Here is a 12,718-nt window from a genome sequence, read left to right as displayed (position 1 = left end):
CGTTAACCACAGTCCGCTCAATGATGTTGAGGGGCTGGTATAGAGTAATATTATGGATAAAAAGTAATAGTGAGTATACATAGGGCAGTGATGTCAGACAGGCATCACCTTCGTATTTCTCATCAGTATAGGGTAATATAAATATAAATGCTATTGCATCATAACTATGCTCATTCAGTTGCTTCCAATATGTCTACGAATGCAGTTATGTCTATGCCTTTATTGGCATAAATAACCATAGCGAACGACGTTATCTTATTTTGCCCATCAAGCAAGGAGTGCTGGTGTATTGGTTAATTGGCAGCCTCGTCGTTATTGCTATGATGGGGACTTTGACAGTCGCAGACAAGGTGGCGATCCCTACTGAACTGTTTTCGATAGGGCTGGCTAGTACGTCTGGTTTGTTTATCTTACTTATATTATTTTCTATTATTCTACTGATACTTACCCAGTGTCATGTCTCCTCAGCAACAAATCATCACACCTCAAGCAGCATATTCAAAAATGCTGAACGCTCATCTCGTATCGTTAAGTACTTTTTATTTACCATATTAGCCACTTTGTTGGTAGCAGGTAGCGCGCTACAGGCGTTAGTGACACATCATAAAGCTGCAGCCGCAGAAATCACCGATCCTATACGTGTGCAAGCGCTTGTTCGTATTGAAGGGCTAAGCGACAGTGTCTATAGTCCATCCGCAGATAGTGGCTATCGACAAGTAGCCGTGCTAACAAATGTAACGCCATTAATAACTGAATTAACGCCTCAAGATTTGGCAAATAGTACAAGAGACTATATAGCAAAAAATAGCCTAAGTAATAACAACACCAATCGTTCTAACCAAGACAACGACAGTAACGTCACGTACCGAGCATTACTTAATGCTTATCCAAAAAGTGCATCGACTGATGCCACACTCTCAAACCTCAATAATTTGCAGCCTGGTGATACGCTATTTATGAGTTTAGCACTTGCGCCATTGGTGGCCTCCGATCAAACAATAAACAACGCTTCTGGTTTTGATAGCTATCGCTGGTTGCGAGGTCGGCATATTAATGGCAGCGCAAATATCTTGGCTATCAGCCCATTGACCGTAAGTAATAACAAAGCTAGCCTGAATGAGGCGTCACATCAAAATCCGACTTCTGACTCGTATCTTGAGCGCTTGCGCTTGCATATTGATATAGGGCGCTGGCAATTAAGACAGCATTTTTATAGAGACTGGTCAGCACAAACGACAGCAGAACAGCAGGCTAAAGCTGTCACGTTGAGCTTACTCACAGGCGATCGTAGTCTAATTAATCGAGATACCAAAGATTTGTATCAACTGGCAGGTATTTCTCATTTACTGGCTATCTCAGGGACGCACGTATTGTTCTTGGCTATTGTACTAGGTGGTCTCATTGTGCTGCTGCTTAATCAGTTATGTCCAGCACTTTATCGTTATATTCCGCGCTGGCAAGTGCGTTGGTGGACAATGATTGGTGCAGCCTTTATCTACGCGTTGTTTACAGGTTTTGATGTACCTGCTGCTCGTACGGCTTGGATGCTACTAGCGATTGGACTTGTGAGAGTGACATTGCTACCTATTAGTACGATTCGAGTACTATTGGCGCTGGCCATACTGATGGCATGGTATGATCCTTATGTGCTCTGGCAGGCAGGATACTGGTTGTCCTTTATTGCAGTAGCGCTATTGCTCAAATATGACGATACGTTACATCAGCGCAGTACCGCTGAGTTGGCAGGGCCATATACGAATAATAAAAGCACTCACGTAAGCACGGCGCTATTGAAGCATGCTTTGCGAGCTGTCCGGCGTATTCTTAAGCTACAGTTCTGGCTATTCTTTACTTTATTGCCTATCACCTTGGTCTTATTTGGCAAGGCCTCATTATGGGGATTGGTGGTCAATTTATTTGCCATTGGGCTTTTTGGTTGGGTGATTGTACCGCTTAATCTACTAGCAGGACTGTGTTATCTGTTATCACCTATGGTAGCCGATAGTATTTGGTCGCTAGTGATTACTATTGTCAGCAGCTTACATGAGCTGATTGGTTGGCTAACATCATTACCAGCACTGTCAGAGGCATGGCTCTATACACCAGTGAGTATGGCTATATTGCTTATGGTAGTATTGAGTATTTTGCCTTGGTTATTGCCTCGAGGTCTGCTCAGTCGTTGGTTGATACTGCCACCATTGACGCTATTGATGATGACGGTGTATGCCAATCAGCAGTCGCTGACCATAGTGCCGACACTGTATGTCCTACCGACGGGTGATTCATATATAACGGCAGCATTGCTGACATATCCTATCGTAAACAAGGAAAGTAGTAACTGGTTGTTCTTAGCTGATCACAGACCTGCTTCTACACGAACCACGCCAAATAGCCTGACAGTAGATACACTGTCTGCTTCTTTAGAGCAGCAACTAGGGAGCTTATCGGTTAATCGTTTGGAGAGTGTCATAGTACAGAGCAGTAGCGTCGGACTGACGGATACGCTGACCTCTGATAATCAACGCATGATTTCTAGCACCAACAACTCTGAGTTATTACCGAAAACAGTCATTCATTTGGGAGAGCGCCTACCGATCAGTCGATATTGGCAAGCAGGGCGCTCTGAGCATTGGCTTACGTTTCAGCAAGCATACAAAACAACAAGCGGTGTCAAGAGTCAAACAAATATCAGTGCCCAAAACTGCGAGCAGGGAAGTTTATGGCAGCTGGCCAACGGAGATATATCCATACAGGCAATGACAGGCTGGAGCCAGATAGGCGACGCTAGTGTTTGGGATTGTACAATTGCCATCGATAGCCGCACACCTATACAAGTACGAAGATACAATGCCGCTGATCCACTCAAGTCATCACCTATAAATCCTCACCTGCAATTAGCCAATAGCTATCTGGATGATAGTCGTATAGATACTAGTCGTACAGACACTTCTCGCTCACGACTGATTTTAGATACCGATACACACCAGCGCGTCTGGCAAATGTGGTCGCTACTATGTACGGCCGATCTAGCTGACGAGCGCGCAGTATTTAAAAATACAACCTGGCTTGGTCATAGTACCTCTCAGGTGATAGCCGATGTCATGGTTCGTCAAAGCGTTGATACTGTCATGACCTACGATGATAAGCCATTACCAGTGGCATTGTCGTTAAACACGCTTGATAATAGTGTTGATATTGAAGCTGTTCGCCCTCAAGAATAATGCTGATACTACCAGCGTTACAATATAGTGATATTTCACAGTTATACTATTGAACCATGGTCGAAATACAACCATACTTAGCACCCCATGAATACCGATGACTGATTTGACATAGAGACCATTACTTCTAGTGGTATCTGTCAACCTCATCTTTTTATTGTTTTAGCTTGTTTCTGACTTAGGAAGTTATATGCCCAACTGGCCACCAGACCCTAACAAACGTCCTGATAATTCGCCACATCAGCCAACACAAATGCAGCAACCAAACGCGCCGAGTGGACAAGAATGGAAGGTGCTAGAAAATACCTTATTAGCTAGTGTGGTCGAGCAGCGCCGCGCTCGTCGCTGGAGCATTTTCTTTAAATTATTAACCTTTGGTTATATTTTATTGATATTTTTGACCCTAGGTCGCGGTTGCAGTAGCGCGCCAACAGGTATGGATGCCGTAGATACCAGCTCACCGCATTTAGCTGTAGTAGAGCTGCAAGGTGTAATTAGTAGCGATGATGTGGCCAACGCCTACGATGTCAATGATGCGCTAAGAAGTGCCTTTGAAAACAGCAACTCCAAAGCCGTTGCATTAGATATTAACTCACCTGGTGGTTCACCTGTACAGTCTGATGAAATTTGGCAGACTATGATGGAATTACGTGAAGAGTATCCGGACAAAAAGCTTTATGCAGTGATCGGTGATATCGGCGCATCAGGTGCTTACTATATTGCTTCTGCAGCAGATGAGATTTATGTCAACCCATCGAGCTTGGTCGGCTCTATCGGTGTCATTATGCCAAGCTACAATGTCGAAGGTCTGATGGACAAAGTTGGTGTAGAAGATCGTACGATTACCGCTGGTGAGTATAAAGACATCTTAAGCTTGTCACGTCCATTGACTGATTATGAAGAAAAGCATGTTGAAGGAGTGCTGGCTAATACGCATAAGCATTTCATCAATGCAGTAAAAGAAGGTCGCGGCGACCGTCTCAAAAACCCTGAACAAAACAAACTGTTTTCAGGGCTGTTTTGGACAGGTGAGCAGTCTATCGAGCTGGGACTAGCAGACGACAACGGTAGCATTACCAGTTTGAGTCGTCAGTTAGAGCTAGATACCGTAATCAGCTATAGTCCAACTGACCCGTTCCAAATGTTTATGGACCGTTTTGCCGTAAAACTAGGGGCAGGTATCGGCTCAAGCGTCAGCCTTGATGGTTTCTTACCGCAAGAAGATGGTGATGCAAAAATGCGTTAAGCGTTTTATGTTTTAGATATAGTGTGTATGATTGTTAAGGCTGGGCATATAATTATGCTCAGCCTTAATTTTGTGCAACCTTAAATAAAACATATGGTTTAAAGTTATAAGAATTACCAGATAAGCGACGTATATATGCCAATTATCAGACTTGCTATAGAGCATGTCTGGTATTTATGTTGGCAATGCAACAATACGACAATGCAATAATATGACAACCACTAAAAATAATAGACAAACCAAACGATTTAAAGAGAGCCTGTTATGAGTGATGAAATAAATTCGCAGACCTTTGCGGTGCTACCTGTCTCCAAGATCACCAATAAACCTGTGCTACATTTTGCCCATGCCAATGGGATGCCAAGCGCTGTTTACGAGCCATTCTTTGAGAGATTGTCAGCGTTCTTTACGATTGAATATATCGCCATGTTGGGCGATACCCCTGATTACCCCGTAGACGATCATTGGCGTAGTCTAACGCAGCAGATTATTGACAGTGTAAAAGATGCCTGTGACAAGCATGGCGTCGCGCAAGTAGTAGGTGTGGGTCATTCGCTAGGAGCCATGTGTACCTTGCAGGCAACGTACCGTCGGCCAGAACTATTTGCTCAAGCCGTACTGATGGATCCGCCTTGGATTTATGGCAAAGTCAGCCTGTTGTGGCATTTGGCAAAAACAGCCGATAGATTGCCACTTATGAATAACCGCTTGATGGACAAACTATCACCAGCAGGCGTGTCCAAACATCGCCGTGATGTATGGAATGATCGAAATGAGGCCTATGAAAAGATGCGCCACAAAGGATTTTTTAAAAACTTTGATGAACGCAGTTTTCAAGGATATATCGATCATGGCTTGCATGAACGCGCGGATGGTAAGGTCACATTGGCCATTCCCAAAGCCAGTGAAGTCGAAGTGTTCCGCACCAATCCTTCTTGGTATTGGCTAGCACCAAATCGTGGTCCGAAGGTGCCTGTTACCTTGATTATAGGTCAAGATAGTATCTTTTTAAAACGTCGCTTCCCTCAACAGATACAGTCGCGTTTAGGCATTCCTTATGAGACGCATAAAGGGGGTCATATGTTCCCGCTAGAGCATCCAGAGTCTGTCTCAATGCAGGTGCTCGCCTTGATCGAGCAGCAACTGCCAAAATAAAAGTAAGGTACCATCAACTCGTCAGGCTCTTGGATCTGAGCTGACTGTCTATTTGCTAAGTGATATTGATATGTCCAAGAACTCTGTGTCCAACAAACCTATGCCAAAAAACTCTACGCCAAATAACCTAGCTGAACCGTCTGATAGGCAACGCTTGCCTCATCGTGCGCCATTGTTTTCACGCTTAGGAGTATTTGTACTAACAGTAGGTATAGTATTTGCATTTTTTATCAGTCAATTGGTAGGCGTATATATTGCTGGCAAGCTAGTATTACCCGCTACAAAAAATGCATCGATGGGGGATATATTCTTTTTTGGTAGTAATGACGGGACGGTCGTAAGTATCTCGATAATCGTAGGCTGCGTACTGTTGGTAGCGACCAGTATTCTCGTTATTCGTCTACGAGGCGGTAAGGTGCGTCAGTACCTAACATTGAAGCCGTTTTCATTTGCGGTAGGTATGGGTATGCTGGGCGTGCTATTGATATTTATGATTGCCAGTCAAGCACTGACCTATATGCTAGATATGACACCGCTGGTTTTTGTCGATCCACTATATCAATCGGTAAGCTCAATATGGCTGTTGGTCTTTGCGATGGTAGTCGTTGCCCCAATTTACGAAGAAGTTATTTTTCGGGGCATCTTATGGTCAGCGATTACAGAGCAGTTCACAGCGCCGTCATACTCTGTGCATCACGGCGCGATAGTAGCAAGTATCGTGACAAGTTTGATATTTGCTATTATCCATGTGCAGTACGGTATTTATGAGATCAGCACTATTGTTGTACTGGCACTGATATTTTGCTATGCCCGTATTAAGTCAGGGTCACTATTACTGCCAATCGCACTACATATCATTAATAATGGGGCAGCGATGTGGCAGTATCTCTCACAAGTATCGTAGTCAAAATTGACATTGTAATAGTGACAATATGACAGTAGTGACTAAAATCTGTAGTCTGTTAAATTGACTGCATGCCAATCTGTGCTATGCGTCAGGATTTAACAACAATACCTCATCTGCCGCTCTTTTGACATCATCGAGAGTAAGCTGAGGTTTGCCGCTTAGTGCTTGTCGCCATTTACGTGCGCCCATCAACCCCTGAAATAATCCCAAATAATGTCGCGTCATTGTTGGGAGTGCTTCGCCTTTTTCAATTTGTTCTTCTAGATATGGATATAGCCGTGCCAAGATTTCTGAGCGCTTAGGGATAGTCTCGGGTGTTGTCTCGCCCCACAAGCTATTGGCCTCTGCTAATAGGTACGGGTTATGATAAAACGCTCGTCCTATCATCACGCCATCGATATGCTGCAGGTGCATTTTGATGTCTTCTATCGTGTCGATACCGCCATTGATTTCGATATCTAGCTCAGGAAAGTCTTGCTTTAAGCGATAGACATCATCATAACGTAGCGGTGGTATCTCGCGATTTTGCCTAGGACTAAGACCTTGTAGCCATGCCGTACGTGCATGAACAATAAAACGTGTACAGCCAGCAGCAGCTACTGTCTGCACAAAATCGACCATAAACTCGTAGCTGTCAAAGTCATCAATACCAATACGGTGTTTGACTGTCACTGGAATGTCGACAGCTGCTTGCATGTGCTTGACCAAGTCGGCAACCGTTTTGGGCTCTGCCATCAGACAAGCACCTATCTTATTATGTTGTACGCGATCAGAGGGACAGCCGACATTGATATTGACCTCGTCATAGCCATACTGCTGAGCAAACTCAGCACACTGCGTCATCTCATCGATGTCTGCACCGCCAAGCTGCAATACAAGCGGGTGCTCGAGCGTATCAAAACGTAGATGCCGTGCTCGGTTACCATGTATCAATGCACCAGTACTGATCATCTCGGTATATAGATACGTATGCGGATTGAACAGTCGTGCAAAGTAGCGATAATCTGTCGTTGTCCAGTCGATCATTGGCGCAACTGAGAGGCGTTTGTTGGTCATATCAACCATGATTATTGAGCCTTAATATTTGTGTCTTAAATAAATGGATAAGGTGCAATGGACGAGACATCCCATTGCACCTTAGTTTTAAACTTTGTTCAAATCAGTGACTGATCCATTATTTATAAAATAACATGATCAATCTTTTTGAATTCGGGCAAATTATAGAAGTAAAGCCCCATGATAATACCGATAGAGCCCACAAAGGCAATATATAGCGCTGGTGAGAAGCTGATAAGCGTCGTGGCGTAACCAAGACCAAAGGGGATCAGTACACCAACGATACCGTAGGTAATATTATAACAAAAAGCGATACCTGTGAGACGTACATTGGTCGGAAATAGCTGCACTAAAATGGCAGGGACCATGCCCACGATACCGGCACAGAATCCCAAAAGTGCATACATAATCAATATATAATCGCCACCCGCCTGCAAATGATAAAAGAACGCCAGCATCTGAGCGATAAGTAGAACAGAACCAATGACCAAAATTTTACCAAAGTTCTCATAGGTCGAGATCATGCCATAAAAGACACAGCCAAGAATCATAAATACGATGCCCAAACTGTGAGAGAAGCTAAACAAATCACTGTCTAAAGTAAAGTTGATTTCTATTAGATCTGGCAGTAGTAGGACAATGACGGAGGTGATGCTAGAGATCACTAGAGTCAGTACCATACTGACAAAGATAGAATGCTTGCAGCGCTTGAATAACACCGTAAATGGTCTACCCAAATTCTTACCAGTTTTTGGCTTATCTAACGCCAAGAAAAACGGAGTCTCTTTAACCAATCGCCATACCAACAATGGCAGACAGGTTAGTAAGGCGCCAACAAAAAACGGCAAACGCCAGCCATAATCAGTCAGCTGTACGGTGGTCATAAAGTCAGTCAGCCACAGAAAAAACGCATTAGAGAACAGTACACCTACCAAAAAGCTAGCCGTAACGTAGCTACAAGCCACTGACAAATACTGCCGAGGGACATGCTCCGCCACAAATACCCAAGATAGCGGTGCGTAAAGACCAAATGCCATACCTTGTATGATTCTCAGCAATATGAATAACGCAGGTGCAAGCGCACCCCACTGCGCATAAGTAGGCAGACAGGCCATTGCGAGCAAGCTACCTGCCGTAACGATTATGCTCAGGAAAAAGGTCGGCTTTCGACCTTTGAGATCACCATAACGCCCGAACAGAATACCACCAAATGGCCGAGCCAAGTAACCAATGACAAACAGCCCCATTCCTTGCAGCTTAGCAACCGTAGGATCGTTATTAGCGGGGAAAATAGCAGCTGAGACAATGTCTGCAATGTACAAATAAATCAAGAAATCAAAAAAGATTACAGCGCTGATAAAGCTTACGAATATGACTGTATTTTTGTCTTTTTTAGACATCAGGGCGTATTGAGAACGAGTCGGCATAATAGATCACGCATCCACGGAGTAAAGTGGTCATTAAGACGATCATCGTTTAGATAATCGGCCATGATAAAAACCGGCAAATCAAAGTATATAAACAATGATTCGCCGGAACAGTAATTTTGTGTATTGTAATAAGAACTTTGATTACAGGATTTGGCTTTTACCAGAAGCGAAACTGCACATCCTGCAATTTTAGGGACTATTTAGAAAAGAGTTTACATATTACAGTAGCCAGTCAATGGGTAACCAAGACATAATAGTAAGCCAGATATGATCACTCATATCGACCCGTGGCTCTGAGTCATAAACAACTTCTTTGCCATCTTCCATGGTGTGCCACTCCAAGCTACCGTTGTCTAGCAGCTTAACTTCATAAGCTTGGTTTAGTAAATCATCACTCAGTGCCCCGTGCAGCTGTCTTGCCAACTCGTCATCATTGATAATGACACCCATCTCAGTGTTGATATTGGCCGAGCGAGGGTCAACGTTGTATGAGCCAATAAACACTTGATAATCATCAACTGCGAAGGTTTTTGCATGCAAACTGGTCGATGACTGGCTACGTGCTCGCCACAGTTTATTATCGCGTTTTTCTTCACCAGCCGTTGATTTTAACTCGTATATTTTGACACCTGAGCGAAGTAGGTTAGGGCGCCATTGGCTATAGCCAGAGTGAACGGCAGTGACATCAGTGGCATCAAATGAATTGGTTAAGATTTTGATATCAACACCAGATTCAGCCAGTTTCACCAACGTATCGACGCCATCTTTGGTCGGTACAAAATAAGAAGAGATAATGGTCAGCTGTTTGGTTGGGCTACCAAGTAACGTACGCAGTTGGTGAACCAAATTGGTTTCAGAGGAGACGCTTTTAGACAGTTTGCCCACATCATCACTCAAGAACTGCATGTCCGTCCAACGAAAGGGAACCTGTTTGTTGATCAGATCAGTATCAATGGTAGAGTCTTCGATAGCGGCCTTATAGACAGTCAGACTACTGCCTTCGTTGTTTTGCTCATCGATACCGAGCTTGTCCAAAGCCTTTAAAAAGTCAGGCGTCACGTCAGTATCAAATTCAGCTAAGGTCTCAATATCAAACGCCAAAGGAGATGACCAGTAACTGCCAAAGCTATTGTCAATGTCTGCGACCACCTTTCCGATAAGCAAAACATCCAAATCTGCAAACTGACTGCTTTGATCGTTACTTAGGTATTCGTTGCCGATATTACGTCCGCCAATGATGGTAATTTGCTTATCAAAAGTCATGCTCTTATTGTGCATACGGCGATTGATACGCGGCAAACCAGTGACGTAGTTTAAGGTCGGCATTTTACGGTGCATCAAAGGATTGATGATGCGCACTGCGATATTAGGGTGGCTAGCAAAACGTAGCAAGTGCTGATCAAACTTTGCACTGTTATTAAAATCATCTAACAACAAACGCACGATGATACCGCGTTCAGCGGCTTCCCATAAGTCTTTTAAAAGTAACTGCCCAGCTTGGTCATTGTGCCAAATATAGTACTGCGCATCGATATTGCGCGTGGCCATACCGGTCAAGATACTACGCGCTGCAAACGCATTTGCCCCAGTAACAATCGGATGGTAGCCTGATAAGTCAGGGTGGATCTCATTTTGGGCAGTGATGGCAGTCACCAGATCAGTGGGACTTGGCTCTGCTGTGGTTTCTGGTTCAGAGTCTGGGCTATCTGACTGTTGGTATAATGCATTGACTCGGGCAGATAACTCTTGGCTATCAGACAGGTGCGGCTGCTCAGGTAGACTCTGGCAAGCACTTAGACCCAAAGTCAGACCAAGCGTTAGACTGAGCGATAAGGTGTTTGCTTTTATACTGAACGTCGACATAACGAGTTTACCTTAGTGAGTCTAAATAATGCTGATAAATAAAATGTATGAATAAGTAATATGCTGAAATCGTTCAGCTATTTTAGAGATGATAGCATTGATTGGATGCTCTATCATTATATCACCAAAGGCAAAACCCAAATCGCCGCTCAGCTTAGCAGCTGTTTGCATATCTGCCTATTATAAATACGTTATTTTTGTTAGATGAAGTGGCTGCTTTTACTATAATCTAGCCAATTTATATGGCGATAACAGAATCTGGATACGTGAGCAGTGCAATATATGATAATAATATTTCGGGGTACTCTGAAACCAGATGTGTAGAATAAGGCGACATGATATGATAACCCTAATGAGTTTGCTTGATAATCAGAAAAATAAGCAGTCATTTTATACCAACCAAAGTAAAGCAATGGAACGTCTATGAGTCAGTCGCAAACGAAAGATGAAAGCAGTTTGAACCAAAAAGCCTCAACCAACGGGTTGGATCCAAACTGGCGCAATGATGCCTTAGATTTGGGTCTTGACTATGGTATGCAAACCATTGCTGTACGGGCAGGTCAACACCGTACCGATGAGGGTGAGCATTCAGAGCCTATCTTTACTACCAGCTCTTATGTCTACCAATCAGCTGCTGATGCTGCTGCTCATTTTGACGGTACAAAAACCGGTAATGTCTACTCTCGTCATACCAACCCAAGTGTACGTACTTTTGAGCGTCGGTTGGCTGCATTAGAAAATGGTGAGCGTGCTGTTGCAACGGCCTCTGGTATGGGCGCGATCTTGACCATGTGTCTGGCGTATCTCAAAGCAGGCGATCATCTACTCGCAGCCAATCAATTATTTGGCTCATCTATCGGTCTATTCAACAACTATATGGCCAAGTTCGGTGTGGAAGTCAGCTATGTGGATTGTTTTGATAATGATGCATGGGCAAATGCTGTTCAACCAAATACCAAAGTCATTTATTGCGAAAGTCCCAGCAATCCGCTAGCGCAGATTTGTGACATCGGTTACTTGAGTGAGCTATGCAAAGCCAATGATATCTTACTGGTCGTTGATAACTGCTTTGCCACGCCAGCTCTACAGCGCCCACTAGATTTAGGTGCGGACGTGGTTATTCACTCGGCGACTAAGTATTTAGATGGTCAGGGTCGGGTGTTGGGCGGTGCGTTGGTTGGTAGTGATAAGCTGATGCAAGACGCATTTACCGTGGTACGCTCAGGCGGTATCAGCATGAGCCCGTTTAATGCATGGGTATTTACTAAAGGACTTGAGACACTTAAATTACGTATGCAGGCGCATTGTCACAATGCCAATCAAGTGGCAGAGTTTTTGGTCAATCATCCTAATGTCAGCACCGTGCATTTCTCAGGCTTGAGCGATCATAGCGCACACGAACTTGCCACACGTCAGCATCATATGAAAGACGGCTACGGTGCTATCATGGGTTTTGAAGTCAAAGCGTCTGATAATAATGAGTCAAACAGCCGCGATACAAAAGAAGCAGCGTGGCATGTAATTGACTCGACCCAAATGGTCTCTATCACCAATAATTTGGGTGATGCCAAAACCACGATTACGCATCCTGCAACGACCACGCATTTCCGCCTGACTCCTGAAGCTCGTGCTGAAGCGGGGGTCAAAGATGGTCTGATTCGTCTATCAGTCGGTTTAGAAGATGTCGAAGATATCATCAAAGACTTGGCACGTGGTTTAGACAGTTTGTAAAGATAGCGGTATAATCACTGTTCACGCATGATATGAACTTTACGTGGTTCATGACTACTAATTACGATGCGCACCGTATAACATTCAAATATAAAAGATAAAGAGGCAA

General features: G+C 43.9%; 9 protein-coding genes. 5 read left to right on the top strand and 4 right to left on the bottom strand.

From position 1 onward, the window contains the following. Positions 1-284 precede the first annotated feature (284 nt). The 4 genes from AC5JPY_RS03235 to AC5JPY_RS03220 all read left to right on the top strand — a co-directional run bounded on the left by AC5JPY_RS03235 (position 285) and on the right by AC5JPY_RS03220 (position 6,526). Positions 285-3,221, top strand: coding sequence for a ComEC/Rec2 family competence protein (locus tag AC5JPY_RS03235; RefSeq protein ID WP_493852106.1), 2,937 nt, complete (start codon positions 285-287; stop codon positions 3,219-3,221). A gap of 190 nt (positions 3,222-3,411) precedes the next feature. Further along, the gene (gene sppA / locus AC5JPY_RS03230; RefSeq protein WP_493852105.1) at positions 3,412-4,467 is read left to right on the top strand and encodes a signal peptide peptidase SppA; all 1,056 of its coding nucleotides are present in this window, start codon (positions 3,412-3,414) and stop codon (positions 4,465-4,467) included. A gap of 264 nt (positions 4,468-4,731) precedes the next feature. Next, positions 4,732-5,622 carry an alpha/beta fold hydrolase gene (locus tag AC5JPY_RS03225; RefSeq protein WP_493852104.1) on the top strand — a complete coding sequence of 297 codons (891 nt, stop codon included), beginning with the start codon at positions 4,732-4,734 and terminating at the stop codon, positions 5,620-5,622. A 100-nt stretch (positions 5,623-5,722) separates the two neighbouring features. Next, positions 5,723-6,526, top strand: coding sequence for a CPBP family intramembrane glutamic endopeptidase (locus tag AC5JPY_RS03220; protein WP_493852723.1), 804 nt, complete (start codon positions 5,723-5,725; stop codon positions 6,524-6,526). Positions 6,527-6,610: 84 nt separating this feature from the next. Here the strand turns inward: AC5JPY_RS03220 and dusA are convergent, their stop codons facing one another. The 4 genes from dusA to AC5JPY_RS03200 form a co-directional block, all read right to left on the bottom strand. Beyond that, complete coding sequence (dusA, locus tag AC5JPY_RS03215; RefSeq protein WP_493852103.1) at positions 6,611-7,594, bottom strand: tRNA dihydrouridine(20/20a) synthase DusA; 984 nt, start codon at positions 7,592-7,594, stop codon at positions 6,611-6,613. 113 nt (positions 7,595-7,707) lie between these two features. Beyond that, positions 7,708-9,012: an MFS transporter gene (locus tag AC5JPY_RS03210; protein ID WP_493852102.1), complete on the bottom strand. Its 1,305-nt coding sequence runs from the start codon at positions 9,010-9,012 to the stop codon at positions 7,708-7,710. Between the two features lie 222 nt (positions 9,013-9,234). Continuing rightward, entirely contained in the window at positions 9,235-10,878 is a 1,644-nt protein-coding gene (locus AC5JPY_RS03205; RefSeq protein WP_493852101.1) for a phospholipase D family protein, read from the bottom strand. Positions 10,879-10,899: 21 nt separating this feature from the next. Continuing rightward, the gene (locus tag AC5JPY_RS03200) at positions 10,900-11,049 is read right to left on the bottom strand and encodes a hypothetical protein (RefSeq protein WP_493852100.1); all 150 of its coding nucleotides are present in this window, start codon (positions 11,047-11,049) and stop codon (positions 10,900-10,902) included. Between the two features lie 252 nt (positions 11,050-11,301). Between AC5JPY_RS03200 and AC5JPY_RS03195 the strand changes: the two genes are divergently transcribed. After that, positions 11,302-12,609 (top strand): O-succinylhomoserine sulfhydrylase, encoded by a 1,308-nt coding sequence (locus tag AC5JPY_RS03195; protein ID WP_493852099.1) that lies wholly within the window; start codon positions 11,302-11,304, stop codon positions 12,607-12,609. The last annotated feature ends 109 nt before the right edge of the window (positions 12,610-12,718 follow it).

The organism is Psychrobacter sp. H27 (assembly GCF_059072655.1).
Note: the sequence above shows the minus strand (reverse complement) of the source record. Positions and strands in the feature narration are given on the sequence as shown.

Coding starts and splice junctions, on each gene's coding strand:
- dusA (WP_493852103.1), bottom strand. CDS start 7,594: ATGGTTGATATGACCAACAAACGCCTCTCAGTTGCGCCAATGATCGAC.
- AC5JPY_RS03200 (WP_493852100.1), bottom strand. CDS start 11,049: ATGCAAACAGCTGCTAAGCTGAGCGGCGATTTGGGTTTTGCCTTTGGT.
- AC5JPY_RS03210 (WP_493852102.1), bottom strand. CDS start 9,012: ATGCCGACTCGTTCTCAATACGCCCTGATGTCTAAAAAAGACAAAAAT.
- AC5JPY_RS03195 (WP_493852099.1), top strand. CDS start 11,302: ATGAGTCAGTCGCAAACGAAAGATGAAAGCAGTTTGAACCAAAAAGCC.
- AC5JPY_RS03205 (WP_493852101.1), bottom strand. CDS start 10,878: ATGTCGACGTTCAGTATAAAAGCAAACACCTTATCGCTCAGTCTAACG.
- AC5JPY_RS03220 (WP_493852723.1), top strand. CDS start 5,723: ATGCCAAAAAACTCTACGCCAAATAACCTAGCTGAACCGTCTGATAGG.
- AC5JPY_RS03225 (WP_493852104.1), top strand. CDS start 4,732: ATGAGTGATGAAATAAATTCGCAGACCTTTGCGGTGCTACCTGTCTCC.
- sppA (WP_493852105.1), top strand. CDS start 3,412: ATGCCCAACTGGCCACCAGACCCTAACAAACGTCCTGATAATTCGCCA.